The 25,060-nt window shown below is 67.4% G+C and carries 27 protein-coding genes and 1 pseudogene; 19 read left to right on the top strand and 9 right to left on the bottom strand.

Going from position 1 to position 25,060, the window contains the following annotated elements; all coding sequences use genetic code 11:
- Positions 1-7: 7 nt before the first annotated feature.
- Positions 8-643 (top strand): peptidylprolyl isomerase, encoded by a 636-nt coding sequence (locus ABIC66_RS21240; protein WP_354072900.1) that lies wholly within the window; start codon positions 8-10, stop codon positions 641-643.
- A 178-nt stretch (positions 644-821) separates the two neighbouring features.
- Here ABIC66_RS21240 and ABIC66_RS21235 read toward each other — a convergent pair whose 3' ends face one another.
- Positions 822-2,354 (bottom strand): ammonium transporter, encoded by a 1,533-nt coding sequence (locus ABIC66_RS21235; protein WP_354072898.1) that lies wholly within the window; start codon positions 2,352-2,354, stop codon positions 822-824.
- A gap of 26 nt (positions 2,355-2,380) precedes the next feature.
- Positions 2,381-2,719, bottom strand: coding sequence for a P-II family nitrogen regulator (locus tag ABIC66_RS21230; protein ID WP_004623580.1), 339 nt, complete (start codon positions 2,717-2,719; stop codon positions 2,381-2,383).
- Between the two features lie 328 nt (positions 2,720-3,047).
- Here ABIC66_RS21230 and ABIC66_RS21225 point away from each other — a divergent pair, with 328 nt between their 5' ends.
- From ABIC66_RS21225 to glyS, 4 genes are all read left to right on the top strand, one after another.
- Positions 3,048-3,398: a DMT family protein gene (locus ABIC66_RS21225; protein ID WP_354072896.1), complete on the top strand. Its 351-nt coding sequence runs from the start codon at positions 3,048-3,050 to the stop codon at positions 3,396-3,398.
- Positions 3,399-3,483: 85 nt separating this feature from the next.
- Positions 3,484-4,413 carry a fasciclin domain-containing protein gene (locus ABIC66_RS21220; protein WP_354072894.1) on the top strand — a complete coding sequence of 310 codons (930 nt, stop codon included), beginning with the start codon at positions 3,484-3,486 and terminating at the stop codon, positions 4,411-4,413.
- A gap of 151 nt (positions 4,414-4,564) precedes the next feature.
- Positions 4,565-5,464: a glycine--tRNA ligase subunit alpha gene (locus ABIC66_RS21215; protein WP_354072892.1), complete on the top strand. Its 900-nt coding sequence runs from the start codon at positions 4,565-4,567 to the stop codon at positions 5,462-5,464.
- A gap of 5 nt (positions 5,465-5,469) precedes the next feature.
- Entirely contained in the window at positions 5,470-7,644 is a 2,175-nt protein-coding gene (gene glyS / locus ABIC66_RS21210) for a glycine--tRNA ligase subunit beta (RefSeq protein ID WP_354072890.1), read from the top strand.
- 148 nt (positions 7,645-7,792) lie between these two features.
- Here the strand turns inward: glyS and ABIC66_RS21205 are convergent, their stop codons facing one another.
- Positions 7,793-8,635: a metal-dependent hydrolase gene (locus ABIC66_RS21205; RefSeq protein ID WP_354072888.1), complete on the bottom strand. Its 843-nt coding sequence runs from the start codon at positions 8,633-8,635 to the stop codon at positions 7,793-7,795.
- A 72-nt stretch (positions 8,636-8,707) separates the two neighbouring features.
- On the opposite strand from ABIC66_RS21205, the gene ABIC66_RS21200 reads away from it, so the two are divergent.
- Positions 8,708-9,325, top strand: coding sequence for a TetR/AcrR family transcriptional regulator (locus tag ABIC66_RS21200; RefSeq protein WP_354072887.1), 618 nt, complete (start codon positions 8,708-8,710; stop codon positions 9,323-9,325).
- Positions 9,326-9,525: 200 nt separating this feature from the next.
- Here the strand turns inward: ABIC66_RS21200 and ABIC66_RS21195 are convergent, their stop codons facing one another.
- The 5 genes from ABIC66_RS21195 to ABIC66_RS21175 all read right to left on the bottom strand — a co-directional run bounded on the left by ABIC66_RS21195 (position 9,526) and on the right by ABIC66_RS21175 (position 13,483).
- Positions 9,526-9,921: an NUDIX hydrolase gene (locus ABIC66_RS21195; protein ID WP_354072885.1), complete on the bottom strand. Its 396-nt coding sequence runs from the start codon at positions 9,919-9,921 to the stop codon at positions 9,526-9,528.
- Between the two features lie 35 nt (positions 9,922-9,956).
- Positions 9,957-11,063 (bottom strand): serine hydrolase domain-containing protein, encoded by a 1,107-nt coding sequence (locus tag ABIC66_RS21190; protein WP_354072884.1) that lies wholly within the window; start codon positions 11,061-11,063, stop codon positions 9,957-9,959.
- A gap of 30 nt (positions 11,064-11,093) precedes the next feature.
- Complete coding sequence (locus ABIC66_RS21185; RefSeq protein WP_354072882.1) at positions 11,094-11,957, bottom strand: helix-turn-helix transcriptional regulator; 864 nt, start codon at positions 11,955-11,957, stop codon at positions 11,094-11,096.
- A gap of 1 nt (position 11,958) precedes the next feature.
- Positions 11,959-12,960, bottom strand: a complete 1,002-nt coding sequence (gene hemB / locus ABIC66_RS21180; RefSeq protein ID WP_354072880.1) for a porphobilinogen synthase — start codon at positions 12,958-12,960, stop codon at positions 11,959-11,961.
- A gap of 61 nt (positions 12,961-13,021) precedes the next feature.
- Entirely contained in the window at positions 13,022-13,483 is a 462-nt protein-coding gene (locus ABIC66_RS21175) for a DUF2147 domain-containing protein (protein ID WP_354072878.1), read from the bottom strand.
- 68 nt (positions 13,484-13,551) lie between these two features.
- Between ABIC66_RS21175 and ABIC66_RS21170 the strand changes: the two are divergent.
- The 7 genes and pseudogenes from ABIC66_RS21170 to hemA form a co-directional block, all read left to right on the top strand.
- Positions 13,552-13,620 (top strand): annotated as a pseudogene (locus ABIC66_RS21170) (hypothetical protein); the annotation flags it as partial.
- A gap of 115 nt (positions 13,621-13,735) precedes the next feature.
- A complete protein-coding gene (locus tag ABIC66_RS21165) occupies positions 13,736-14,884 on the top strand; it encodes an isobutyryl-CoA dehydrogenase (RefSeq protein WP_354072876.1) in 1,149 nt (382 codons plus the stop codon).
- Complete coding sequence (locus ABIC66_RS21160) at positions 14,881-15,492, top strand: histidine phosphatase family protein (protein ID WP_354072874.1); 612 nt, start codon at positions 14,881-14,883, stop codon at positions 15,490-15,492. Before ABIC66_RS21165 ends, ABIC66_RS21160 begins: the two co-directional genes overlap by 4 nt.
- Positions 15,493-15,505: 13 nt before the next feature.
- On the top strand, positions 15,506-16,558 hold the full coding sequence (locus ABIC66_RS21155) for an enoyl-CoA hydratase/isomerase family protein (RefSeq protein WP_354072872.1): 1,053 nt from the start codon (positions 15,506-15,508) through the stop codon (positions 16,556-16,558).
- 58 nt (positions 16,559-16,616) lie between these two features.
- A complete protein-coding gene (locus ABIC66_RS21150) occupies positions 16,617-17,417 on the top strand; it encodes a class I SAM-dependent methyltransferase (RefSeq protein WP_354072871.1) in 801 nt (266 codons plus the stop codon).
- A gap of 158 nt (positions 17,418-17,575) precedes the next feature.
- Positions 17,576-18,490 (top strand): 3-hydroxyisobutyrate dehydrogenase, encoded by a 915-nt coding sequence (gene mmsB / locus ABIC66_RS21145; RefSeq protein ID WP_354073270.1) that lies wholly within the window; start codon positions 17,576-17,578, stop codon positions 18,488-18,490.
- Between the two features lie 178 nt (positions 18,491-18,668).
- A complete protein-coding gene (gene hemA / locus ABIC66_RS21140) occupies positions 18,669-19,895 on the top strand; it encodes a 5-aminolevulinate synthase (protein ID WP_354072869.1) in 1,227 nt (408 codons plus the stop codon).
- A 180-nt stretch (positions 19,896-20,075) separates the two neighbouring features.
- Here hemA and ABIC66_RS21135 read toward each other — a convergent pair whose 3' ends face one another.
- Entirely contained in the window at positions 20,076-20,519 is a 444-nt protein-coding gene (locus ABIC66_RS21135) for a Ros/MucR family transcriptional regulator (protein ID WP_354072867.1), read from the bottom strand.
- Positions 20,520-20,683: 164 nt separating this feature from the next.
- Here ABIC66_RS21135 and glyA point away from each other — a divergent pair, with 164 nt between their 5' ends.
- The 6 genes from glyA to ABIC66_RS21105 all read left to right on the top strand — a co-directional run bounded on the left by glyA (position 20,684) and on the right by ABIC66_RS21105 (position 25,037).
- A complete protein-coding gene (gene glyA / locus ABIC66_RS21130) occupies positions 20,684-21,970 on the top strand; it encodes a serine hydroxymethyltransferase (RefSeq protein ID WP_354072866.1) in 1,287 nt (428 codons plus the stop codon).
- 31 nt (positions 21,971-22,001) lie between these two features.
- Positions 22,002-22,475, top strand: coding sequence for a transcriptional regulator NrdR (gene nrdR / locus ABIC66_RS21125; RefSeq protein ID WP_056050709.1), 474 nt, complete (start codon positions 22,002-22,004; stop codon positions 22,473-22,475).
- Positions 22,476-22,539: 64 nt separating this feature from the next.
- Positions 22,540-23,004: a 6,7-dimethyl-8-ribityllumazine synthase gene (ribH, locus tag ABIC66_RS21120; RefSeq protein ID WP_354072864.1), complete on the top strand. Its 465-nt coding sequence runs from the start codon at positions 22,540-22,542 to the stop codon at positions 23,002-23,004.
- Complete coding sequence (nusB, locus tag ABIC66_RS21115; RefSeq protein ID WP_354072862.1) at positions 23,001-23,450, top strand: transcription antitermination factor NusB; 450 nt, start codon at positions 23,001-23,003, stop codon at positions 23,448-23,450. Before ribH ends, nusB begins: the two co-directional genes overlap by 4 nt.
- Positions 23,410-24,474, top strand: coding sequence for a thiamine-phosphate kinase (thiL, locus tag ABIC66_RS21110; protein WP_354072860.1), 1,065 nt, complete (start codon positions 23,410-23,412; stop codon positions 24,472-24,474). Before nusB ends, thiL begins: the two co-directional genes overlap by 41 nt.
- A 71-nt stretch (positions 24,475-24,545) precedes the next feature.
- The gene (locus ABIC66_RS21105) at positions 24,546-25,037 is read left to right on the top strand and encodes a hypothetical protein (RefSeq protein WP_354072858.1); all 492 of its coding nucleotides are present in this window, start codon (positions 24,546-24,548) and stop codon (positions 25,035-25,037) included.
- Positions 25,038-25,060 lie beyond the last annotated feature (23 nt).

Here is a 25,060-nt window from a genome sequence, read left to right as displayed (position 1 = left end):
GTTCTGGATGAAGCGCCGTGATGTTCTCGCCGGTCTCGGGACCCTGGCCGCCGCGCCGGGCGTAGCGCAGGCCCAGGTCCTGAATCTCGCGCCGGCTCCGATTGTGCCCGGGGCCGGCGACGTGCTCGTTAGCCTGGAGACCAGTCTCGGCGCGATCGTCATCGCCTTGAAGGTCAAGCAGGCGCCGGTGACCACGGCCAACTTCCTGCGCTACGTCGACGACAAGCGTTATGACGGGTCGTCGTTCTGGCGCGCCGCCAAGGCGCCCAGCTCCGTCGACTACGGCTTGATCGAAGGCGGGCTGCAGGGCGATCCGAAGAAGGTGCTGCCGCCGATCGCCCACGAACCCACGACCCAGACCGGCCTGCGCCATGTCGACGGGACGATCTCCCTGGCCCGCCGGGAGCCGGGGACCGGCGATTCCGACTTCTTCATCTGCATCGGCGAGGCCTCGTACCTGGACGCCAACCCCGCGGCGCAGGGCGACAACCTGGGGTTCGCCGCCTTCGGTCAGGTGGTGAAGGGCATGGAGGTGGTCCGCAAGATCCTGAACCTGCCGACGCCGGGCGCGGCGATCAATCCGGTGATGCAGGGCCAGATGCTGGATCCGGTGGTTCCGATCGTCGCCGCGCGTCGGCTCTAGAGTATCGTCCGCGCCAGCAGCGCCACGCCGCTGGCGGCCGGAGCCAGCAGGAGCTGGGCTCGCACCGTGCCAGCCACGCGGCTGCCAGCGAACCACACGACCTCGCGGTGAAAATGGAAAGGGCGCGGAAGGTTTCCCTTCCGCGCCCCTTCGTCTTTCAATGGGAACTACGCCAGCCTTAGCTGTGGTAGGCGCGTTCGCCGTGTTCCGAGATGTCCAGGCCTTCTTCCTCGGCTTCCGGCGAAGCCTTCAGGCCGATGACCAGCTTGATCAGGAAGAAAACGATGGCCGAAGCCACGGCCGACCAGATGATCGTCACGCCGACGGCCTTGGCCTGGATCAGCAGTTGGGCGATCGGCTCGTACGAGGCCAGGGCGTCGCAGGTCGACAGGTCGCCGTCCTTGCCGCAGGTGGTGTAGTCGACGATGCCGGCGCCGCCCCAGGCGGGGTTGACCAGCAGGCCGGTGGCCAGGGCGCCGACCATGCCGCCGATGCCGTGGATGCCGAAGGCGTCCAGGCTGTCGTCATACTTCAGCGCGTTCTTCACGATCGAGCAGAAGAAGATGCAGATCGGCGACACGATCAGGCCCAGGATCAGCGAGCCCATCGGGCCGGCGAAGCCAGCCGCGGGGGTGACGGCGACGAGGCCGGCGACGACGCCCGAGGCCAGGCCGAGGGCCGACGGCTTCTTGCGGGTGACCCACTCGACGACGATCCACGACAGACCCGCGGCGGCGGTGGCGACGAAAGTGTTGATCATGGCCAGCGAGGCGTAGCCATTCGATTCCAGGTTCGAGCCGGCGTTGAAGCCGAACCAGCCCACCCACAGCAGTCCAGCGCCGACCAGGGTCAGGGTCAGGGAGTGCGGCGGCATCGGCTCCTTGCCGTAGCCTTGACGCTTGCCCAGGATCAGGGCGCCGACCAGCGCGGCGATGCCGGCGTTGATGTGGACGACGGTGCCGCCGGCGAAGTCCAGGGCGCCGAAGCCCCAGAGCAGACCCGATTGGATCTTCGCGCCGGCCGGGAGCAGGGCGACGGCGTCGGGACCCGGCCACCACCAGACCATGTGGGCGATCGGATAGTACGACAGCAGCGGCCACAGAACGGCGAAGGCGACGATGGCGGCGAACTTCATGCGCTCGACCAGCGAACCGACCACGAGGGCGGCCGTGATGGCCGCGAAGGTCGACTGGAACGAGATGAAGGTGAATTCGGGGATCACGACGCCGGTCGAGAACGTCGCCACGTTGCTGGCGGGTGTCACGTCCTTGAGGAACAGGCGTCCCAGACCGCCGACGAAGCTGTCCCAGCTGCCGCCATCGGTGAAGGCGAAGCTATAGCCCCACAAGACCCAGGCGACGAAGCCGATGATGGCGACCGTCGAGACCTGCATCATGACCGACAGCATGTTCTTGGCGCGCACGAGGCCGCCGTAGAACAGGGCCAGGCCCGGAAGGATCATCAGCAGGACGAGGAGCGAGGAGGTGAGCATCCACGCGTTGTCGCCCTTGTCGTTCTTGTCGACGATGGCGGGCGCGGGAGCCGCGGCGGGGGCGGGCGTCGCGGCTGGGGCCGGGGCGGCGGCGGGCGCGGCGGCGGCGGCGGCCGGCGCGGGCGCGGCTTCCTGGGCGAAGGCGGTCGCCCCCAGCGGAGCCCCCGCCAGGGTCGCGGCGAGCATAAGCCCAGCCAGCGGTTTGAAGGTGAGTTTCATCGTCGGTATCCCCTTTTCCCGATGCGTTACAGAGCGGCCGAGCCGGTTTCGCCGGTGCGGATGCGGACGGCTTCCTCGACGTTGAGCACGAAGATCTTGCCGTCGCCGATCTTGCCGGTGGCCGCGGCGGCCTTGACCGCCTCGACGGCCTTGGCGGCGGACGCGTCGTCGACGACCGCTTCGAGTTTCACTTTCGGCACGAAATTCACCTGGTATTCGGCGCCCCGGTAGATCTCGGTCTGGCCCTTTTGGCGGCCGTAGCCCTTCACTTCCGAAACCGTCAGACCTTCGACGCCGGCGGCGACGAGCGCTTCGCGCACCTCATCCAGCTTGAAGGGTTTGACGACCGCTATGATCAGTTTCATCCGCCTTGCTCCGACCCGCTGAAGCACGGGCTTGCTTTGCTTGGTTGTCAGAAGCGGAAAACCGCCCCCAGTTTGATCACCGCCGACGCCGCCGCTACGCGCTGCATCGTTTCCCCGGCAGCGGCCACGCTATCGGCGACGGTTCCATGACGGGGCTTGCGGGCAAGGTTTTGGAAAGGAAATAGGCAAGGCGCCTAAAATCTGTGCGAACAGCGCTGCATTTGCGTCAGAAACGGGCGATTCCGCCCCACGGGGCGGTGGTGGCGCGAGGGCGCCCCTTTGCCTAGGTTGCGAGAATCCCCATCGCCCCCTGCCGGAGTTCCCCGACATGCCGCCTCTCGTTATGAAGATCGCGCCCTGGCTGCTGCTGGTCATGTCGAACGTCTTCATGACGTTCGCTTGGTACGGTCACTTGAAGGGCAAGCCGATGGCGCTGCCCGTGGCGATCCTGTCCAGCTGGCTGATCGCGCTTCCCGAATATCTGTTGGCGGTCCCGGCTAACCGGATCGGGCATCACATGTATTCGACAGCGCAGCTGAAGGTAGGGCAGGAGGTCATCACCTTGTTGGTCTTCACGATGTTCTCATATTTCTACCTCGGCGAGGCGATAAAGTGGTCTACGCTTGCCGGTTTCGCGTTGATCGTCTGTGGCGTGGCGCTGGTGTTCTTTTTCAGGTGAAGCTTCGATGTGATCACGACGCCGTGATCACGGAACCGAGTCCCCGGTCCGGGCGTACACCGCTCGAACCGAGAGGAACTCGACCATGTCCACCAAGCGTCTCCTGACCGCCGCCGCGGCCATCGCCCTGCTGGCTGGCGCCGCCCATGCTCAAGCCGTGACCGCCTCGGCGCCCGCCACGCAGGCGCCGGCGGCGGCCTCGCCCGTCGTCGCCAAGGGCGACCTGATCGACACCGCCACGGCCTCTGGCCAATTCACCACCTTCCTGAAGGCGGTCTCGGCCGTGAACTTGACCAGCGTCCTGAAGACCAATCAGAACCTGACCCTGTTCGCCCCGACCGACGCGGCCTTCGCGGCCCTGCCGGCCGGCGAACTGGACAAGCTGATGCTGCCCGAGAACGGGCCGCTGCTGCAGAAAGTGCTGACCTATCACCTGATCAACGCCAAGGTGGACTCCACCAAGATCAAGGGCGCCAAGGGTGAAGTGAAAAGCGTCGAGGGCTCCTCGCTGCTGCTCGACGGCAGCGGGGCCACCCCGATGGTCGACGGCGCCGCCATCACCCAGACCGACGTGATGGCCAGCAACGGCGTCCTCCACGTCGTCGACAAGGTGCTGCTGCCCAAGGACGTCCCGGGCCTGCAGGCCTTGGCGGCCCCGTCAGCGACCGACGCCGGCGCGACGATGAACGTGGCTGCCAACGAGCAGACCGCGCCGCCCGCGCCGGCGGATCAAACCACGACGGCGACCACCACCACGGCCGCGCCGACCTCGACCACCGACATGGCCGCCGATCCGGCCGCCTCGCCGTCGGCCACCGCCGCCCCGGCGGCCGGGGTGAACTCGTCGGGCGTCGTGCCCGTCTCGTCGCAGTCGCCGGACGCTCAGGCCTCGCTGAAGGCGGGCGACCCCAATGTCGTCTCCAACCCCCCGGTCGCCGACACCCGCGAGAACCGCGCCAAGTACGGCGCGCCGATGTCGAACGCCGGCAAGCGCACCGCGCCCAAGGGCAACTAATTCACGGGCCGGCCTTTTCGGCTTTCTTGCTGGTCGCGCGTTGGGCGGCGAAACCGCTCACACTTTCGCCTGACGCGCTCCGGACATCGCTTGAAGCAGCAGTCGGCGGGCCCTATGGTCCGCCGACTTTTTTCTAGGCCTGCTTCGATTGATGTCGCGCGAAAAACCCAAGTCCTTCCAAAGCCTGATCCTGACGCTCCATGACTATTGGAGCCGGCAGGGCTGTATCATCCTGCAGCCGCACGACGTGGAGGTGGGGGCGGGGACTCTGCACCCGGCCACGGTTCTGCGCGCCCTGGGCCCCAAGCCGTGGAACGCGGCCTATGTGCAGCCCTCGCGCCGCCCTGGTGACGGGCGCTATGGCGAGAACCCCAACCGCCTACAGCACTATTATCAGTACCAGGTGATCCTGAAGCCGAACCCCGAGAACATGCAGGACCTGTATCTCGGCTCGCTGGAAGCGATCGGCCTCGATTTGCGCACCCACGACATCCGCTTCGTCGAGGACGACTGGGAAAACCCGACGGTCGGCGCCTGGGGCCTGGGCTGGGAAGTCTGGTGCGATGGCATGGAAGTCAGCCAATACACCTACTTCCAGCAGGTCGGCGGCCTGGACGTCTCGCCGGTGGCCGGCGAGCTGACCTACGGCCTGGAACGCCTGGCCATGTACGTGTTCGGCGTCGACAACGTCTATGACCTGCCGTTCAACGACCCCGACTCGCCGCTGGGCGCGACGACCTATGGCGACGTGTTCCTGGAGAACGAGCGCCAGCAATCGGAAGCCAATTTCCACGGCTACGACGTCTCGGTGCTGAAGCAGCAGTTCGAGCAGATGGAAGCGCAGGTCCCGCTGATGCTGGCCCGCTCGTACCAGGACAAGGCCCTGGTGCTGCCCGCCTACGACATGGTCCTCAAGGCCAGCCACCTCTTCAACCTGATGAACGCCCGCGGCGCGATCGCCGTTGCCGAGCGCGCCAGCTACATCGGTCGCATCCGCGACCTTTGTAAGCTGTGCGCCAGCGCCTGGGTCGATCAGCAGGAAGCCGCGTAAGTTAGATGCCCCAACTTCTCCTCGAACTGTTCTCGGAAGAGATCCCCGCCCGCATGCAGGCCCAGGCCGCCAAGGACCTGGAGCGCATGGCGCGCGAGCACCTGGCCGCCGCCGGCTTCCTGCCCGAGGCCCTGAAGACCTTCGCCGGCCCGCGCCGCCTGACCCTGGTGGCCGAAGGCCTGCCGCTGGCCCAGGCCGACCGCAAGGAAGAGCTCAAAGGGCCCCGCGTCGGCGCCCCGCCGCAGGCCATGGAAGGTTTCCTGCGCAAGGCGGGCCTGACCCAGGACCAGCTGGTCGAGCGCGACGGCGTCTACATGGCCTTCATCGAGAAGAAGGGCCGCCCGACGCCGGAAATCGTCGCCGAGATGGTCGAGGCCATCGTCCGTGGCTTCCCGTGGCCCAAGTCGATGATCTGGGGGACCAAGAAGCTGCGCTGGGTGCGGCCGCTGAAGCGGATCCTGTGCGTGCTGGACCGCGAGGTCGTGCCGTTCGCCATCGAGGGCATCGAGAGCGGCGACATCACCGAAGGCCACCGCTTCATGGGCGACGCGAAACCGTTCCAGGCGCGGGACTTCGACGAGTACGTGGCCGGCCTCGAAGCCCACTACGTCGTGCTCGACGTCGAGGAGCGCAAGCAGCGCATCCTCGAGGGCTGCAAGACCCTGTGCTTCGCGCGTCATCTCGAACTGGTCGAGGACCAAGGGCTTCTGGAAGAAGTCGCGGGCCTGGCCGAATGGCCGACGCCGGTGCTGGGCGACATGGACCCGGTGTTCCTGAGCCTGCCGCCCGAAGTGATCCGCACCTCGATGCGCACGCACCAGAAGTACTTCGCCGTCCGCAAGGCGGGCGAAGAGGGCCTGGCCCCGCACTTCATCACCATCGCCAACATCCAGGCCGCCGACGGCGGCGCGGTGATCGCGGCCGGCAACGCCAAGGTGCTGTCCTCGCGCCTGTCCGACGCCCGCTTCTTCTGGGACGAGGACGTCAAGGTCGGCTTCGAGCCCTGGCTGGAGAAGCTCAACGGCGTGACCTTCCACGCTAAGCTGGGCACCATGGCCCAGCGCGTCGAGCGCATCGTCGCCCTGGCCGGCGAGATCGCCCCGCTGGTCGGCGCGGACGTCGAGAAGACCAAGGAAGCCGCGCGCCTGGCCAAGGCGGATCTCGCCTCGCAGATGGTCGGCGAGTTCCCCGAGCTGCAGGGGATCATGGGCGGCTACTACGCTCGCAAGTTCGGCCTGGACGGCGAGATCGCCGACGCCGTGCGGGATCACTACAAGCCGCAGGGGCCTTCAGACGCGGTGCCGACCGCGCCGGTCAGTGTGGCGGTGGCGCTGGCGGATAAGCTGGATACGCTTGCGGCCTTTTTCGCCATCGAAGAGAAGCCGACAGGGAGCAAGGATCCCTACGCGCTACGAAGAGCGGCGCTCGGGGTAATCCGCATTCTCTTAGACGGCGGGTACAAGGTTCCGCTCTTGCGGTATGGCGAGATCGCCTGGCTGCAAGCTTCCAACGCTTCACTCGATATTCGCGCCCGTAGCTTGAGACAGGCCATCGGTGGCGTTATCGGTGAACTTGATAGTCTCGATGTGGCTGCCGAAGTGCTGGCTGCCCCTGCGATCAAAAGCGAGACTTCGAAGGAACCGCGCGAAAAATCTGTAGCTGCAGCCAAGGAGCTTCTAGCCTTCTTCGCCGACCGCCTAAAGGTCACGCTGCGTGACCAAGGCAAGCGCCACGACCTCGTCGATGCTGTGTTCGCCCTGGGCGACGACGATCTGGCGCGGATCGTCGCGCGGGTCGAGGCGCTGGATGGCTTCCTGAAGACCGACGACGGCAAGACCCTGATGGCCGGCTACAAACGCGCCTCCAATATCCTCAAGGCCGAGGAGAAGAAGGGTGCTCTGCCGACCGGTGAGCCGCAAGCTCCGGCGGCCGACAGCGACGCCGAGGTCCAGCTGTTCGACGCCCTGCGCGTGCTGAAGGCCCCGCTGGCCGAGGCCCTGGCCAAGGAGGACTTCACCGGCGCCATGGCCCAGCTGGCCGGCCTGCGCGGCCCGGTCGACGCCTATCTGGACGGGGTGTTCGTCAATGATCCGGAGCACCGGGATAACCGCCTGAAGACGCTGGCCGCGGTGCGGGACGCGATGGGGCAGGTCGCGGACTTCGGGCTGATCGCGGGGTAACCCCACGATCCGCTCTCCCCGGCGAAAGCCGGGGTCCAGATCAAGAGCGCCGTGCGGTTTCGCGCGGCGCTCTTTCGCATTCACGGCTGACCCTCAGGATGAATCTGGGCCCCGGCTTTCGCCGGGGAGAGCGGGTGGAGGCGGTGGGCTAAGCCACCGCCGCGTCGAACTCCGCCTTCCAGTCGGCGAACTGTTCGCGGTCGTCCTGGTCCCACGGATGGAAGCCGGGGCGGTACCAGGCCAGGTAGGTCTTCCAGCCGCGGCGGAAGATGCCGGGGTCGCCCCACACGAACCGCTTCACCGCCTTCAGCGCCGCCTTGGGCGCGTAGCCGTCGGCCTCCAGCAAGCGGGCGGCGTAGCGGCTGATGTTGCGGGTAAACATGATGGTCACGAAAAACATCGCCCGGCAGCGGATGAAGTAGCGGCGGCGCGGCGACCAGTCCTTGGTCACTTCCTGGAACACGTCATAGGCCACGGCCTTGTGCTCGGTCTCTTCCATCGCGTGCCATCGCCACAGCTGCTCGACGCCGGCCGGGGCGCCGTCGAACAGGTCGCGGTGGCGGGCGTGCATTTCAGCCATCATGGCCGTGAAGTGCTCCAGGGCGATGGTCGAGACCAGCATGGCCATCTTGCCGCGCTCGCGGGCCATCTTCACGCGGCCGCGCACCAGCGCCTCGATCTCGGCGACCGGATAGCGCTCGCGATCGATCAGGCTGTTCAGCTGATGGTGCTCGCGCGAGTGGATGGCCTCCTGGGCGATGAAGCCCTTGGCGTCCTCCAGCAGCTTGCCGCTCAGCTTGTGGCGGTAGTTCTTGACCGCGTCCATGAACAGCCGCTCGCCGTCCGGGAAGGTCAGGGACAGGGCGTTGAACACCGCCGTGCCGACTGGGTCGCCGCCCAGCCAGTGGCCGGCGCGCGCGTCCTCCATCGCGAACCGGATGTCGCGCGGCTGGACGTTCAGGTCGTCGGGGGTGCTCTTGGTCTCGGTCATGGCGTTCCGCGCTCTGCCGGTCTACGGCTCTATGGCCTGTCTTGTGACGCAGAGTGAGTTATACTGACAAAAATGTCAATAGAGGCGCCGACTCCCATCGTTTCTCCGAAACCCCGTGTGCGCCGCTCGCCCGAGGCGGCGCGCGAGAACATCCTGGCCGCCGCCGAGGCGCTGCTGGTCGAGCATGGCCCGCAGGCGATCAAGCTGGCCGACGTGGCCAAGGCCGCCGGGGTGGTCCACGCCAACGTCATCCACCATTTCGGCTCGATCGCCGGGGTCGAGACGGCGTTGATGGAGCGGATGATCCGGCAGCTGGCCGACAAAATCATCGCCGGCTTCAACGAGGAGGGGGCCGCGCCCGGCTTCGGCGCCCAGGCCCTGTTCGACGCCTTCGAAGCCAAGGGCGCGGCGCGCCTGGCCGCCTGGCTGGAGCTGACCGGTGAGGGGCGGCGGATGACCCTGGTTCGCGCGGTGGTCGACGAGGTGGTTCAGACGCGGCTGGCCCAGGACGTCGGCGTCGATCGCGACACGATCGTCGACTTCATCCTGGTCAACATCGTCCTGGCGATCGGCGTCGGCCTGTTCGGCCCGACCTTGAGCGAACTCCTGGGCCGGCCGTCCCAGCGGGCCCGCGAGCTGGCGCTGGAGATGGTCCAGGGGCGGATCACCGCCATGGGGACGAAGGCGTAGGCTCCGTACTCAAATGCCTTGAGATCTTCCACGGATCTCAAAGCTATAAATCCGTGTCATCCCGGAAGCCTCGTAGAGGCTGTCCGGGACCCAGGGGCCAAGCCCGGTGCGGTGGCCCCTGGGTCCCGGCTCTACGGCCCGCTAGGCGGTCCTCCGGCCGGGATGACACTGAAGAGTTTGCTGCTTGTTGAGTCCGGACCCTACGCCCGGGCGAGCAGGGCCGGCAGCACCGCCTGGGTCAACAGCGGGGCGAGGCGCAGGTCGCCCGGCGCGGCGGGATCGATCCAGGCCAGTTCCTCGATCTCGGCCCGGGCGGCGATGTCGCCCTCGACCGAGGTGAGATAGGTCGCCGACTGCACCGTGAAGCCCGCCTCGTTGGCGGCGGGGGCTGAATAGCGGCCCAGCAGTTCGGCGTGGACCAGCCGGCAGCCCAACTCCTCCTCGAGCTCGCGGGCCAGGGTGGCGAGGTCATCCTCGCCGCCGTCGCGCTTGCCGCCCGGCTTCATGAAGGTGGTCGTGCCGCGCTTGCGGACCAGCAGCATGCGGCCGTCCGCGTCGCGGATCACGGCGGTGACGATGTCGAGGACGCGGCTCATGCGGGGCAGGGTAGCCGCGCCCCAGATTCGCGTCGCTACTTCTCGACCGCCGCCAGGATGTGCTCGGCGATCAACTTCTCGGAGATCGCGTGCGGCTGGCGGACGCCGAAATTGGTGGTGGTGATCACCGCCACCAGATCGAGGTCCGGCACGACCGTCACCTTCTGGCCGCCCGTACCGCTCATCACCCAGGCTTTGTGGCCGGCGCCGTCCGGTCCTTGGAAGGTCTGCAGCCAGATCAGATAGCCATAGTCGGTGTTTTCGCGCGCATGGGCGTGCGGCGCGACGGAGGCCTTCACGAAACCCGCCGGCAAGACTGGCTTGCCGTTCCACTGGCCGCCATTGGCGTAGAGTTGGCCCAGCTTCAGCAGGTCGCGGCTGCGCAGGCCAAGGCCCCCGCCGCCCATGGCCAGGCCCTTGGGCGACATCTGCCAGTGGGGCGCCTCGATACCGAGCGGCTTGAACAGCACCTCGTCGGCGAAGGCGGGCAGGGGCTTCCTCACCGCGTTCTGCACGACCGCGCCCAGGGTGACGACCCCGGCGGTGCAGTAGCTGAAGCTGCGGCCATAGGGCGAGGCCTCGGGCTTGGGACTCCATTCCGGGAAGCCGCGTACCGGCAGGTCCAGATAGAAGCCGACCCAGTCCTCGATCAGGTACATCCGTTCCTCGTTGCCGCGCGAGAACTGGTTGTCGTCGTCGCATTCGGCGATCGAGCTCATGGTCAGGAGATCCTCGACCGTGACCTTGTCCTTGCGTGGATCAGGATTGGCGGCCGGCGGGCGGTCCTTCAGATAGGCCCTGATTGGCGCCTGGACGCTGGGCAGGGCGCCCCGCGCGATCGCGGCCCCGGCCAGCATGGCGGTGACGGTCTTGGTGGTGGAGCGGGTGTTGCGCCGCGCCTCGGGACCGCCGTCGGGCTTGTCTGCGTCGTAATAGGTCTCGAACACCAGCTTGCCGTGGCGGGCGATCAGCACGCTGGTGATCTGCTGGAACTGGCCGGCCTTGATGGCGACGGACATCGCGTCGAGCTTGGCGGCCGAGAGGCCTTCGGCGGCGGGCGTCGAGACGGGCAGATCGGACGCGGCTTGGGCGGCGGACAGCGGGGAAAGGGCCAGGACGGCGGCGAACGCGAAGGCTTTCAAGGATGGAAACTCCACGGAGACGCCCAAGCTCTAGGCCGCGTCGAGAGCCTCGTCTTGGACGCGCGCAACATCCAGTCGGCGGCCACACAGCCGGGCGAACTCACCGGGCGTGACGCCATAGGCGCGCCGGAACTGGCGGTTCAGGTGGCTCTGGTCGCAGAAACCCGACGCCAGGGCGATGTCGCCGATCGGATCGCGGCCGCGCATCAAGAGGTCGGCGGCGCGCTCCAGGCGCCGCGTCCGCAGGCGATCGCCCGGCGCCGCGCCCATCCAGCGGCGATAGCCGCGCGCCAGGTGAACGGGATGCACGCTGGCCACGCGGGCGAGATCGGCGACGCCGATCGGCTGATCGAACGCGTCGGCCAGATAGGTCTCGGCGCGTTCAAGCCAGGACGGGAACCGCTCGCTGTCGTGGGTCGTGTTCAGGGTCTGGGCGGCCAGCTCCAGGCTCAGGCTTTCCAGCGACAGCGGCTCGGCGTCGCGAGCCAGCAGCGAACGGGTCAGGCGCAGGGCCGCGCGACGGGCGTCGGGACCGGTCAGGCGCAAGGCGTCGATCGCCGCGCCGCGCCCGGCGTCGGCCAGGCCCCGCCAGTCGGCGGGCTCGAAGCTGACGGCCAGGAAGTAGCCGCCGGTCTCGACGAACCGGTCGCGATGGACGACGCCGGGCGGGTTGAAGACCAACACGGGGCCTTCTGTCTCGGGACCCGCGGCGGTGGTCAGGTAGCGGCCGTGGGTGGCCAGCACGAAATGGGCGTCGGCGTGGCTGTGCTCGTGAACATGTTCGGCGCTCTGGGTGGCTTCCAGATGCGCCAGGCGCACGCCGGGCAAGCGGCGCTCGACGGTTGGCGCGCCGTAGAACCGGCCCTGGCTGAAGGCGGTTCTCGGCCCGGCCATCCTAGCCCAGCGTCTCGGCGGCCCAGGGGGCGAAATAGGTGATGATCCCCGCCGCGCCGGCGCGCTTGAAGGCCGTGAGGCTTTCCAGGATGGCGCGATCCTTGTCGATCCAGCCGTTCTGAGCGGCGGCCATGATCATCGCGTATTCGCCCGACACCTGGAACGCGTAGGTCGGCATGCGGAATTCGTCGACCAGGCGGCGCAGGATGTCGAGATACGGCATGCCCGGCTTGACCATGACCATGTCAGCGCCTTCGGCGATGTCGAGCGCGACCTCGCGGATGGCCTCCTCGGTGTTGGCCGGGTCCATCTGGTAGGTCTTCTTGTCGCCCTGGCCGCCCGCGAGCTTCGCCGAGCCGATGGCGTCGCGGTACGGGCCGTAGAAGGCCGAGGCGTACTTGGCGGCGTAGGACATGATCATCACGTCCTGGAAATTCGCGCTTTCCAGCGCCGCGCGCAGCTTGCCGATGCGGCCGTCCATCATGTCGGACGGGGCCAGGATGTCGGCGCCAGCTTCTGCCTGCATCAGGCCCTGTTCGATCAGGCGCTCGATGGTCGGGTCGTTGAGGATCTTGCCGCCCTCGATCACGCCGTCATGGCCATGGTCGGTGAAAGGGTCGAGCGCTACGTCGCACATGATCCCAACCTCGGGGGCGGCGTCCTTCATCGCCTTGACGGCGCGGGGGATGACGCCGTCCGGATCCGCGGCGATCGAGCCGGCGGCGTCTTTCCGCGCGCCGTCGATGTGCGGAAAGATGGCGATGGCGGGGATGCCCAGGTCGCGGGCGCGGACCGCGGCCTTGGCGGCTTCCTTGACCGACAGGCGTTCGACGCCCGGCATCGAGGCCACCGGGATCACGCCTTCGCCCTCGTGCACGACCATCGACCAGATCAGGTCGGACGGCCGGACCTCGGTCTCGCGGACGAGGCGGCGGGTCCAGTCGGCCTGGCGCACGCGACGCAGACGGGTGGCGGGATAGGGGGCGAGAGGCGGAACGGTCATGCCGCTGGTGTCGCGCGGGCGGCCGCGCGAGGCAAGACGTCCGCCTCCTTAAGTGGGAAGTTTAGGGAGCCGCGCGCGAAGCCAGCACCGACGAACCGTCGATGCGGGTCCACAGCTGCGACTTGCACAGGAAGTTGCCGATCACGCAGCCCTTGGCGCGCATGGTCTTGGGGTCGATGATGTTGGCCGAGCCGACCAGCGTGACCTTCAGGGTCGGAACCCAGACGCGGCCCTTCAGCGAGCCGTCGTTCTGAGCTTCGAAATCACGCAGCAGCTGCTTGCCGACCAAGGTGTCCGTGCCCGACTTGCGCGCGTCGGCCTCGGCCTTGGCGCTGGCCCACACGACCACGCCGCAGGTGCTGGGCCCGCAGTCCTTGATTTCCAGGTGCACGGTGTTGTGCGGGTTGCGCCACACGCCGTAGCTACGCGCGATGTCGCCGTCGGCCGCGAAGGCCGGCGCGGAGACCGCAGCCATTCCCAGGGCCGCCGCAAGAGCGGCCAGTGCAAGTTTCACGAAACGCATAATCGTCGATGCAAATGTTTGTGTTGAAGGACACCCATCCTCGGACCACGCATTTGGAGCGAATGACCATGGTTATCAAGAGGGTGTGGCCTTCTTGCCGATTCACACCGTGTAACGGAGGATTTCAGGTCACACTCATCGCCACCGAATGGAAACGGCGCGGACGCCCCATGGGGCCTGATTGACAGGCGGCTCCGAGCGCGGCACGTCAACCGCCAAGAAGGCGAGGGCGGTTCTGCCCCGAACGGGAGGATGTCGCGCATGGATTTCGCGCTGAACGAAGATCAAGTCGCAATCCAGGACGCCGCTAGAGCTTTCGCCGAAGGACAGCTTGCCCCTCATTCCGCGGCGTGGGACGAGAAAAAGCACTTTCCCGTCGACGTGCTGCGCGAGGCCGCCGGGCTGGGCTTCGCCGGCATCTATGTGAACGAGGACGTCGGCGGCTCGGGCCTGTCGCGCCTGGACGCCTCGATCATCTTCGAAGCGCTCAGCTATGGCGACGTACCGACGGCGGCCTACCTGACCATCCACAACATGGCCTCGTGGATGATCGATCGCTTCGGCGCAGACGACCTGCGCAAGCGCTACCTGCCGCGCCTGACCACCATGGAGCTGATCGCCAGCTACTGCCTGACCGAGCCGGGCTCCGGCTCGGACGCCGCCAACATGCGCACGACCGCCAAGCTGGACGGCGACCACTACGTCCTGAACGGCGGCAAGGCCTTCATCTCGGGCGGCGGCGTGTCGGATGTCTACGTCGTGATGGCCCGTACGGGCGGCGACGGCGCCAAGGGCGTCTCGGCCTTCGTGATCGAGAAAGGGACCGAGGGCCTCAGTTTCGGGGCCAACGAGCGCAAGATGGGCTGGAACGCCCAGCCGACGGCCCAGGTCAATTTCGACAACTGCCGCGTGCCGGTCGCCAACCGCATCGGCCAGGAAGGCGAAGGCTTCCGCTTCGCCATGATGGGCCTGGACGGCGGACGTCTGAACATCGCCTCGTGCTCGCTGGGCGGCGCCCAGTTCGCCCTGGACACCGCCAAGGCCTACATGGAGACCCGCAACCAGTTCGGCAAAGCCCTGAAGGACTTCCAGGCGCTGCAGTTCAAGCTGGCGGACATGGCCACCGAACTGGAGGCCGCCCGCCTGATGGTGCGCCGCGCCGCCCACGCCCTCGACAATCGCCACCCCGAAGCGACCAAGCTGTGCGCCATGGCCAAGCGCTTCGCGACCGACGCCGGCTTCCAGGTGGCCAATGACGCCTTGCAGCTGCATGGCGGCTACGGCTACCTGCAGGACTATCCGCTGGAGCGCATCGTGCGCGACCTGCGGGTGCACCAGATCCTGGAAGGGACCAACGAGATCATGCGCGTCATCATCGCCCGCGAGATGTTCAGGCAGTGATCTATCTCTGTCGCCACGGCCAGACCTTCCACAATCGCGAAGGGCGGATGCAGGGCCAGACCGAGTCGGACCTGACGCCGTTGGGCCGGGCGCAGGCGGCGGCCATGGCCGATCTGCTGTTCGATCTGATCCGGCGTGATCCGCCGGCCGCCTCTCCTGTCGCATGGCGCATCGTCGCCAGCCCGTTGCGGCGGGCGCGGCACACGGCCGAGATCATCGGCGCGCGCCTGGGCCTGCCGGTCGCGTTCGAGGATCGCCTGCTGGAGATCAGCGTCGGCGACTGGTCGAACCGCCTGCGCGACGAGGTCAAGCGTGAGAACCCCGCCCTGCTGACCGACCCCGAATGGGCGTTCAAGTCGCCTGGCGGCGAGACCTACGAGGACATCATGGGCCGCGTGTCCGGCTGGCTGGCCGAACAGGCGCCGGAACCCGAGCGCAGGCTGATCGTGGTCAGCCACGGCATCGCCGGCTGGATGCTGCGCGGCGCCTATGCGGGCCTGTCGCGCGCCGACGTGATCGGCCAGGACGTGCCGCAGGACGCCATCTTCCGCCTGAGCAACGGCCAGATTGACCGCCTCAGCTGCGCGCCCGTCGCCGAACCCGCCTAGATCACGGACCGACATGACCGAAGAGCCCGAAGTCCTGATCCGCGTCGAAAAGAACGTCGGCCGCATCACCTTGAACCGCCCCAAGGCCCTGCACGCCCTGACCCTCGCCATGTGCGAGACCATGATCGGCGCGCTGCTGGACTGGCGGGACGATCCCGAGATCTACATGGTCCTGATCGACCACGCGGGCGAGCGCGGCTTCTGCGCCGGCGGCGACATCCGCATGCTGGCCGAGAGCGGGGCGGCGGACGGGGAGGCGGCGCGCCGCTTCTTTCATACCGAGTATCAGCTGAACCATCTGCTGTTCACCTACGACACCCCGGTGGTCGCGGTGATGGACGGGGTCGTGATGGGCGGCGGGGTCGGCATCTCGATGCCGGCGCACGTGCGGATCGCCACCGAGCGCACGACCTTCGCCATGCCGGAGACCGGCATCGGCCTGTTCCCGGACGTCGGCGGCGGCTGGTATTTGCCGCGCCTGCCGGGCAAGGCGGGGCTGTGGCTGGCCCTGACCGGCGCGCGGATCAAGGGCGCGGACTGCATGCGCCTCGGGATCGCCACCCACTTCGTCGAGTTCGGCGCCGTCGAGGGCTTGAAGAAGGCGATCATCGCCGACCCGCGTCGGATCGACGAGACGCTGCGCAAGTACCGCGCCGACGCCGGCAAGGCCGCGCTGCTAGGCTTCGAACAGGACCTCAACCGCTTGTTCGTCGGCGACAGCGTCGAGGAGATCGTCGAGTTCCTGACCCTCGACTCAAGCGACTGGGGCAAGGCTCAGCTGGCGGTGATGCGGACGAAGTCACCCCAGACGATGAAGGTCGCGTTCGAGCAGCTGAAACGCGGCGCGGCCATGACCGACTTCGCCGATAACATGGTGATGGAGTACCGGATCGGCTCGCGCGTCGTGCGCAAGCACGACTTCATCGAGGGCGTCCGGGCGGTGATCGTCGACAAGGACAACGCGCCTCAGTGGAAGCCGGCGCGCCTCGAGGACGTCACCGACGCCATGCTGGACGAAATTTTCGCTCCGCTTCCGCGCGGCGAGGAATGGAGACCGCTGACGTAGGCGAACTCGTGCGCTAACGTCGCGACCAACAAGAACACGTCGGTTCGGAAGGATTGCCATGCGTAAGCCGCTTCTCAGTCTCGTCGCAGTGCTCGGCCTGGCCGCCTGCGCGACGCAGCCGATGGGGCCCCCGCCGCCGCCGCCGTCAGGCCCGGTCGCCATCGCGCTGCCGCCCTACCTGGCCGCCGCCTTGAGCGATCCGTCGCGCCCGGCCGCCGACATGGTGCGCGACAAGGACCGCAGCCCGGGCGAGGTCCTGGCCTTCGCCGGCGTGCGACCCGGCGCCAAGGTCGCGGACCTGATTCCCGGCGGCGGCTATTTCACCCGCATCTTTTCCAAGGCCGTCGGCCCTCGCGGCCACGTCTACGCCTATGTGCCGGACGAGCTGACCAAGCTGGCCAAGCGCGAGCCGGCGGTGAACGCCATCGCCCGCGACCCGGCCTATTCGAACGTGACGGTGATCCTGAACAAGCTGCCGAACTTCTCGGCCCCCGAGAAGCTGGACCTGGTGTTCACCGCCCAGAACTATCACGACATGCACGACAAGTTCATGGGCCCGGCCGACCTGTCGGTAGTGAACCGCCAGATCTTCAGGGCCCTGAAGCCGGGCGGCGTCTTCCTGGTCATCGACCACTCGGCCGAACCGGGTTCGGGCCTGCGCGACACAGAGACCTTGCACCGTATCGACTCGGCGGTGGTGAAGTCCGAGGTCACGGCCGCCGGCTTCATCTTCGAGGGCGAGAGCAGGGTGCTGCGCGATCCCGCTGACAGCCGCAAGGCCAACGTCTTCGACGCCTCGATCCGGGGCAAGACCGACCAATTCGTCTACAAATTCCGCAAGCCGGCCTCGGCGCGCTGACAATCAGATCTGTCATCCCGGCCAAGCGCGTAGCGCGCCGAGCCGGGACCGCCGGGAGCGCCGAGTTCGTGGCGGTCCCGGCTCTTCCCCCGGCTTTCGCCGGGGTGCGGCCGGGATGACAGCTTTCAACGAAACCGCGCCCATGAGGCGCGGTTCGCATTTGCAGGGAGCTTCACGTGACGCGCATCGCCTTCATCGGCCTGGGCAACATGGGCGGCGGCATGGCCGCCAACCAGGCCAAGGCCCAGAACCACGTCCGCGCCTTCGACCTGTCGGCGGCGGCGGTCGAGCGGGCCGTGGCGGCCGGCTGCCACGCGGCGGCCTCGGTCGCCGAGGCGGTGGCGGACGCCGAGGTGGTGATCACCATGCTGCCGGCCGGGCCGCACGTGCGCGCGGTCTATGGCGAACAAATCCTGGCGAACGCGCCGAAGACGGCCCTGCTGGTCGACTGCTCGACGATCGACGTCGAGAGCGCCCGCGCGGTGGCCAAACAGGCGGCCGAGGCCGGTTTTCGCTTCGCCGACGCGCCGGTGTCGGGCGGCGTCATGGCCGCCGAGGCTGGAACCCTGGCCTTCATGGTCGGCTGTGACGCGCCTGATTTCGCCGCCGTTGAAGCCGCGCTCGCGCCGATGTCGCGGGCGACCATCCACGCCGGCGATCACGGGGCGGGGCAGGCGGCCAAGATCTGCAACAACATGCTGTTGGGCGTCTCGATGCTGGGGACCTGCGAGGCCTTCGCCCTGGCCGAGAAGCTGGGCCTGGCCGCCGACCGCTTCTTCGAGATCGCCAGCAAGTCGTCGGGCCAGTGCTGGTCGATCACTACATACTGCCCCGTGCCCGGGGTCGGCCCGCAGACACCCGCCGACCGCCACTACGAGGGCGGATTCGCCACCGCCATGATGCTGAAGGATCTGAAGCTAGCCCAGGACGCCGCCGCCAAGGCCGGCGCCAGCACGCCGATGGGGGCCCAGGCCGAAGCGCTATACGCGCTGCTGGACGGCAACGGCTTCGGCGGCAAGGACTTCTCGGCCGCCATCCAGTTGTTGCGCGGGAAGCTGGCGGACCTGAACTGAATCGTCCAAGAACCGGGCGTCCGGATGAGTGGTGATTGACGAAATCGATGCGTCCAATCGCGTAATTCAATTTCCTAGGTAAACGCCCTTAGATGGACACTGCGGGCGCTTGGTGCGAAAAGCCGAGCCTGGATTTAGGGGACCGTCGGACCAATCGACCGCCGGTTTAGAGATCGACATGGACTACAAAGCCGCGTTCCGCAGCGCCATCGACCAGATCCGCGAAGAGGGCCGTTACCGCGTCTTCGCCGATCTGAAGCGTCGGCGCGGTGCGTTCCCGCGGGCCGTCTGGACCCGCCAGGACGGCTCGGAGCGCGAGGTCGTGGTCTGGTGCAGCAACGACTATCTCGGCCAAGGCCAGAACCCGGTCGTGATGGACGCCATGAAGGCCGCCGTCGATGAGCACGGCTCGGGCTCGGGCGGCACCCGCAACATCTCCGGCACCAATCACGACCACGTCCTGCTGGAGGCCGAACTGGCCGATCTGCACGGCAAGGAAGCGGCGCTGCTGTTCACCTCGGGCTACGTCTCGAACGAAGCCAGCCTGTCGGTCGTGCAGAAGATCCTGCCCGGCCTGATCATCTTCTCGGATGAGCTGAATCACGCCTCGATGATCGCCGGCATCCGCAACGGCGGCGGTCCGCGCAAGGTGTTCCGCCACAATGACCTGGCGCACCTCGAGGAGCTTCTGGCGGCCGCTCCGGCCGACGCGCCCAAGCTGGTCGCCTTCGAGAGCGTCTATTCGATGGACGGCGACATCGCCGACCTCGCCGGCACCGTGGCCCTGGCCAAGAAGTACGGCGCCATGACCTATCTGGACGAGGTTCACGCGGTCGGCATGTACGGCCCGCGCGGCGGCGGCGTCGCCGAGCGCGAAGGTCTGATGGATCAGATCGACATCATCGAGGGCACCCTGGGCAAGGCCTACGGCGTGATGGGCGGCTATATCGCCGGCGACGCCGAGGTGGTCGACGCGATCCGCCTGATGGCCTCGGGCTTCATCTTCACGACCTCGTTGCCGCCGGCCCTGGTCGCCGGGGCCCTGGCCAGCGTCCGCTGGCTGAAGCAGCACCCCGAAGTGCGCGAGATCCATCAGGAGCGCGCCGCGACCCTGAAGGCCATGTTCAAGGCCGCCGGCCTGCCGGTCATGGAAAACGACAGCCACATCGTCCCGGTGCTGGTGGGCGATCCGATCCACACCAAGATGATCAGCGATATGCTGCTGGCCGACCACGGCGTCTATGTGCAGCCGATCAACTATCCGACCGTGCCGCGCGGCACCGAGCGCCTGCGCTTCACCCCGACGCCGTTCCACACCGATGACATGATGCGTAAGCTGGTCTCGGCGATGGAAAAGCTGTGGGCTCACTGCAACGTCGCCCGCATGGGCGGACACGCGGCGTAGAGCCTGTCCATTTCGGATGTCATCCGAAATGGACAGGCTCTATCTCAAACATTTTGAACGTGGCTTTCGCCATGTTCAGGGGACGACACGCACTTCAACTTCGACCAAGCGTCACATCGCCGAAACGACAAACGCCGCCGGAATCCGGCGGCGTTCGCATGCCTGGAAGGCGTCGGCGGACTAGCTGCCGCGCCGAACGCCCTTGCCCAGGCCGATCTTCTTGGCGAAGTCCGAGCGGCGGGCCGCATAGGCCGGCGCCACCATCGGATAGTCGGGCGCCAGGCCCCATTTGCGGCGGTATTCCTCGGGGCTCATGTCGTAATGCGAGCGCAGGTAGCGCTTCAGCATCTTCAACTTCTTCCCGTCCTCGAGGCAGACGATGTAGTCGTGCTGCACCGAGCGGCCGACCGGCACCGCCGGCTTGGCCTTTTCGAGCGGGCGGGGGGCTTCGCCGCCACTGTTCAGCGAGGTGAGCGCCTCGTGAACCGTGCGGATCAGGTCGGGAATGGCCGTCTGGGAAACCGTGTTCTGGCCCACATAGGCCGCCACGATCTCGGCGCTGAGCCCCAGGATATCGACGTCGCTGCCGTTCGCCGTGTCCGTGCCGCCGCCCTGAGACGCCATGAGATACCCCATTACCGTTGTTGCTGTCGTTACGCCGCGGGGGTTGAGAGCCGCCCTGCGCCACTGCAACGCACAGCTGTGCATGTGGTTCCGAGATTGATCGCCGCGCCTATCCCGTTAAAGAGGGCGCCTCTGCTGACTCCCCGTAACGCCTGGAGAGCGTCATGACCCAAGCCAACACCAGCGCCTTTTTCGGCGCGGACCTCGCCACCGCGGACGCAGACATCTTCGACCGCATCGGTCGCGAGCTGGATCGTCAGCAGAACCAGATCGAGCTGATCGCCTCGGAGAACATCGTCTCCAAGGCCGTCCTGCAAGCCCAGGGCTCGATCCTGACCAACAAGTACGCCGAGGGCTATCCCGGCAAGCGCTACTACGGCGGCTGCGAATATGTCGACGAGATCGAGACGATCGCGATCGAGCGCGCCAAGCAGCTGTTCGGCGCCGGCTTCGCCAACGTCCAGCCGCACTCGGGCTCGCAGGCCAACCAATCGGTGTTCATGGCGCTGCTGCAGCCGGGCGACACCTTCCTGGGCATGGATCTGGCCGCCGGCGGTCACCTGACCCACGGCTCGCCCGCCAACCAGTCGGGCAAGTGGTTCAAGCCGATCTCGTACACCGTCCGCCAGCAAGACCAGCTGATCGACTACGACGGCGTGGCCGAGATCGCCCAGCGCGAGAAGCCCAAGCTGATCATCGCCGGCGGCAGCGCCTACAGCCGCGAGATCGATTTCGCCAGGTTCCGCGAGATCGCCGACTCGATCGGCGCCTATCTGATGGTCGACATGGCCCACTTCGCGGGTCTGGTGGCCGGTGGCGTGTTCCCCAGCCCGATCCCGCACGCCCATGTCGTCACCACCACCACCCACAAGACCCTGCGCGGTCCGCGCGGCGGCATGGTGCTGACCAACGACGAAGCCATCATCAAGAAGGTCAATTCGGCCGTCTTCCCGGGCCTGCAGGGCGGTCCGCTGGAGCATGTCATCGCGGCCAAGGCCGTGGCGTTCGGCGAGGCGCTGCGGCCGTCGTTCCAGGAATACGCCAAGCAGATCGTCGCCAACGCCAAGGCGCTGTCGGAAGCCCTGCTGAAGTCGGGCGTCAACATCGTCTCGGGCGGCACCGACAGCCACCTGATGCTGGTCGACCTGCGGCCCAAGGGCGTGACCGGCCGGGACACCGAGCACAGCCTCGAGCGCGCCCACATGACCTGCAACAAGAACGGCGTGCCGTTCGACACCGCGCCGTTCACGATCACCTCGGGCGTCCGCCTGGGCACGCCGGCCGGGACGACGCGCGGCTTCAAGGAAGCCGAGTTCACCCGCGTGGGTGAGCTGATCGGCGAGGTCGTCAACGGCTTGGCGGCCAACGGCGCCGACGGTAACGCCGCGGTCGAGGCCAAGGTGCGCGAGGAAGTCCTGGCCTTGACGGCCCGCTTCCCGATCTACAACTAATGGAGCCTGGGCTCGCGGGAGGGGCCACATCATGCGTTGCCCCTTCTGCGGACACGCCGAAAGCCAGGTCAAGGACAGCCGCCCGTCGGAAGACGGCGCGGCCATCCGTCGTCGCCGGATGTGCCCGGAGTGCGGCGGCCGCTTCACCACGTTCGAACGCGTCCAGCTGCGCGAGCTGATCATCCTGAAGCGCTCGGGCCGGCGCTCGCCGTTCGATCGCGACAAGCTGGTCCGCTCGATCGCCCTGGCCACCCAGAAGCGTCCGGTCGAGGCCGAGCGGGTCGAACGGATGATCAACGGCATCGTCCGACAGCTGGAAAGCATGGGCGAAACCGAGCTGCCGTCGTCGACGGTGGGCGAAATGGTCATGAAGGCGTTGAAATCGCTCGATGACGTGGCCTATGTCCGCTACGCCTCGGTCTACCGGGACTTCAAGGAGACGAGCGACTTCGCGAAGTTCCTGGGTGAAGAAGGTCTGAGCGACGGCGCCGAGGACGAGCTATAGTCCGTTAATCCTTGATGTGTGTTTCTGGTCGCGCCGCGAGCGTGGCCGTGGAGATTCGAGTTAGATGGTTGAAGACAACATCCGCCTGCTGGTCGTGGAGGGCCGAAGCCATTCGGGGATCTCCGACGAGCTGCTGCGCGGAGCCGCCCAGGCGATCGAGGCCTATGGCGCGGAATACGACGTGATCACGGTCTCCAGCGCCCTGCAGATCCCGACCGCCGTGGCCCTGGCCGAGGAAGCCGGTCACCGCCCCGTGGGCGTGCGCTACGACGGCTTCGTGGCGCTGGGCTGCATCATTCGCGGCGAAACCTACCATTTCGAACTGGTCGCCAACGAAACGGCCCGAGGCCTCCAGGACCTGGGCATCGGCAAGCGCCTGCCGATCGGTTTCGGCGTGCTGACCGTCGACGACGAGGACCAGGCCTGGACCCGCGCTCGCGTCAGCGAAGGCGACCGTGGCGGCGCGGCCGCCAAGGCCTGCCTCGAAACCATCGCTCTGAAGCGCCAACTGCTGGGACAGGCTCGATGAGCGGCAACCGCATCCAACCGCGCTCGGTGGCGCGTCTCGCCGCCGTCCAGGCGCTGTACCAGATGGAAGTCTCGGGCGCGGGCGTCGACTCGGTGATCCGCGAATTCTCAGAGCATCGTTTCGACCGCGATGTCGAGGGCGAGCAACTGGCCGCCGCCGACGAGGCCTTCTTCGCCGAACTCGCCAAGGGCGTGGTGGCCAACCAGGCCAAGGTCGACCAGGGCATCGTCAAGCGCCTGGCCTCGGGCTGGCGGCTGGAGCGCCTGGACGCCACCGCCCGCGCCGTGCTGCGCGCCGGGGCCTTCGAATTGATGTACCGGCCGGACGTTCCGACCGAAGTCGTCATCAATGAGTACGTCGAAATCGCGAAATCCTTTTTCGAAGGACCCGAGTCAGGCTTCATCAATGGCGCCCTCGACGCGATCGCCCGTGATGCAAGAGACTGACGAAGACGATTGGTTCGCCGAAGACGACGACGCCGCGCCCGCGGCGGCGGTCGCGGCCCCGACCGAATTCGACCACATCGCGCGCCTGCTGCGGCCGCTGACGCGCGGCGATCCGGTGGCGCTGGACCTGCTGGACGACGCGGCCGTGCTGCCGTCGCGTCCGGGCTATGACCTGGTGGTCACCAAGGACGCCATGGTCGCCGGGGTGCATTTCCTGGCCGACGAGGCCCTGGACGTCGTCGCCCGCAAGCTGCTGCGCACCAATCTTTCGGACCTCGCCGCCAAGGCCGCCGAGCCGTACGGCTATTTCCTGGCCGTCGGCTGGCCGTCGGGCTCGGACGTCGCGTCGCGGGAGACCTTCGCCCGCGGCTTGGCCGAGGACGGGGCGCTGTTCGATATCTCGCTGCTGGGCGGCGACACCGTCACGACCTCGGGCCCGCTGGTGGTCTCGGCGACCCTGCTGGGCTGGGTCCCGGCCGGTGGCGCGATCCTGCGCCGCGGCGCCAAGCCTGGCGATCGTCTGATGGTCTCCGGCACGATCGGCGACGGCTGGTTGGGCCTGCTGGCCCAATGGGGCGAGGTGATGGACGCCGACGGGGCGCTGCTGCGCCACTATCGCCAGCCCGAGCCGCGCGTGCAGCTGCGCGAGGCCATGCGCGTCCACGCCAAGGCCGCCGCCGACGTCTCCGACGGTCTGTTGGCCGATAGCGCGCACCTGGCCAAGGCCAGCGGCTGCCGCGTGCGCGTCGACCTCGAGCGCCTGCCGCTGTCGCCCGGCGGCCAGGCCTGGCTGGATCAACAGCCCGAACAGGTCGAGGGCCGCATCTCCCTGGCGTCCGGCGGCGACGACTACGAGATCGTCTGCGCCGTCGATCCCAACGAGGCCTGGGCCTTCCGCGTGGCCGCCGCCGCGGCGGGGGTGAAGGTCAGCGAGATCGGCGAATTCGTCGAAGGCGAGGGGGTCTCGGCCTACTACAAGGGCCGCGACGTGACGCCCTCGCGCCTGGGCTGGCTGCACGGCTGATCCGCGCCAGTCTGACTTTAGGGTTAGGCGGTTAGGTCAATCTCAAGGCCTGTCGGTTATGGAAGAGCGCCATGATCGACCGCCACACGCCCTCGCGCCGCTTCCTGCTCGCCGCCGCCTGCGCCCTAGTGGCAAGCCCGGCCCTGGCCAACGCCAAGAAAGAGAAGAAGGAAGGCGGCGAACAGGCGCTGGATCCCACCTACAAGCTGGGTTCGATGACCATTCCGATCATCTACAATGGTCGGATCGTGAACTACGTCTTCGTGGCCATGACCCTGAAACTGGCGTCCGGCGCCGAGGTGAGCGCGTTCAAGGATAAGGAGCCGGCCCTGCGCGACGCGATCGTGCGGGCGGCCTACAGAACCCCGTTCACGCGCGTGGACACCTGGAAGGAAGTGGACGGTCCGCGCCTGACCGGCTTCGTCATGGGCCAATGCGCGAACCTGTTCGGCAAGGGTAAGGTCGCCTCGGTGGAGATCGTCAAGCAGATCCCCCGTCAACAACTGATGCCGCCTAAGTCGAATACCGCGAATGCGACGCCGACTGCCGGTCTGAACCCCTGATTCCGCTGTAACGGCTAAGCTTT

It is taken from the genome of Caulobacter sp. 1776, assembly GCF_040545685.1.
In the GTDB taxonomy this organism is placed as follows: Bacteria; Pseudomonadota; Alphaproteobacteria; order Caulobacterales; family Caulobacteraceae; genus Caulobacter.
This window is presented reverse-complemented; position numbering and strand designations above follow the sequence as displayed.

Excerpts from the sequence above, each read along its gene's own strand:
- ABIC66_RS21240 (WP_354072900.1), top strand. The coding sequence starts at position 8 with ATGAAGCGCCGTGATGTTCTCGCCGGTCTCGGGACCCTGGCCGCCGCG.
- ABIC66_RS21235 (WP_354072898.1), bottom strand. The coding sequence starts at position 2,354 with ATGAAACTCACCTTCAAACCGCTGGCTGGGCTTATGCTCGCCGCGACC.
- ABIC66_RS21230 (WP_004623580.1), bottom strand. The coding sequence starts at position 2,719 with ATGAAACTGATCATAGCGGTCGTCAAACCCTTCAAGCTGGATGAGGTG.
- ABIC66_RS21225 (WP_354072896.1), top strand. The coding sequence starts at position 3,048 with ATGCCGCCTCTCGTTATGAAGATCGCGCCCTGGCTGCTGCTGGTCATG.
- ABIC66_RS21220 (WP_354072894.1), top strand. The coding sequence starts at position 3,484 with ATGTCCACCAAGCGTCTCCTGACCGCCGCCGCGGCCATCGCCCTGCTG.
- ABIC66_RS21215 (WP_354072892.1), top strand. The coding sequence starts at position 4,565 with ATGTCGCGCGAAAAACCCAAGTCCTTCCAAAGCCTGATCCTGACGCTC.
- glyS (WP_354072890.1), top strand. The coding sequence starts at position 5,470 with ATGCCCCAACTTCTCCTCGAACTGTTCTCGGAAGAGATCCCCGCCCGC.
- ABIC66_RS21205 (WP_354072888.1), bottom strand. The coding sequence starts at position 8,635 with ATGACCGAGACCAAGAGCACCCCCGACGACCTGAACGTCCAGCCGCGC.
- ABIC66_RS21200 (WP_354072887.1), top strand. The coding sequence starts at position 8,708 with ATGTCAATAGAGGCGCCGACTCCCATCGTTTCTCCGAAACCCCGTGTG.
- ABIC66_RS21195 (WP_354072885.1), bottom strand. The coding sequence starts at position 9,921 with ATGAGCCGCGTCCTCGACATCGTCACCGCCGTGATCCGCGACGCGGAC.
- ABIC66_RS21185 (WP_354072882.1), bottom strand. The coding sequence starts at position 11,957 with ATGGCCGGGCCGAGAACCGCCTTCAGCCAGGGCCGGTTCTACGGCGCG.
- hemB (WP_354072880.1), bottom strand. The coding sequence starts at position 12,960 with ATGACCGTTCCGCCTCTCGCCCCCTATCCCGCCACCCGTCTGCGTCGC.
- ABIC66_RS21175 (WP_354072878.1), bottom strand. The coding sequence starts at position 13,483 with ATGCGTTTCGTGAAACTTGCACTGGCCGCTCTTGCGGCGGCCCTGGGA.
- ABIC66_RS21165 (WP_354072876.1), top strand. The coding sequence starts at position 13,736 with ATGTCGCGCATGGATTTCGCGCTGAACGAAGATCAAGTCGCAATCCAG.
- ABIC66_RS21155 (WP_354072872.1), top strand. The coding sequence starts at position 15,506 with ATGACCGAAGAGCCCGAAGTCCTGATCCGCGTCGAAAAGAACGTCGGC.
- ABIC66_RS21150 (WP_354072871.1), top strand. The coding sequence starts at position 16,617 with ATGCGTAAGCCGCTTCTCAGTCTCGTCGCAGTGCTCGGCCTGGCCGCC.
- hemA (WP_354072869.1), top strand. The coding sequence starts at position 18,669 with ATGGACTACAAAGCCGCGTTCCGCAGCGCCATCGACCAGATCCGCGAA.
- ABIC66_RS21135 (WP_354072867.1), bottom strand. The coding sequence starts at position 20,519 with ATGGCGTCTCAGGGCGGCGGCACGGACACGGCGAACGGCAGCGACGTC.
- glyA (WP_354072866.1), top strand. The coding sequence starts at position 20,684 with ATGACCCAAGCCAACACCAGCGCCTTTTTCGGCGCGGACCTCGCCACC.
- nrdR (WP_056050709.1), top strand. The coding sequence starts at position 22,002 with ATGCGTTGCCCCTTCTGCGGACACGCCGAAAGCCAGGTCAAGGACAGC.
- ribH (WP_354072864.1), top strand. The coding sequence starts at position 22,540 with ATGGTTGAAGACAACATCCGCCTGCTGGTCGTGGAGGGCCGAAGCCAT.
- nusB (WP_354072862.1), top strand. The coding sequence starts at position 23,001 with ATGAGCGGCAACCGCATCCAACCGCGCTCGGTGGCGCGTCTCGCCGCC.
- thiL (WP_354072860.1), top strand. The coding sequence starts at position 23,410 with ATGGCGCCCTCGACGCGATCGCCCGTGATGCAAGAGACTGACGAAGAC.
- ABIC66_RS21105 (WP_354072858.1), top strand. The coding sequence starts at position 24,546 with ATGATCGACCGCCACACGCCCTCGCGCCGCTTCCTGCTCGCCGCCGCC.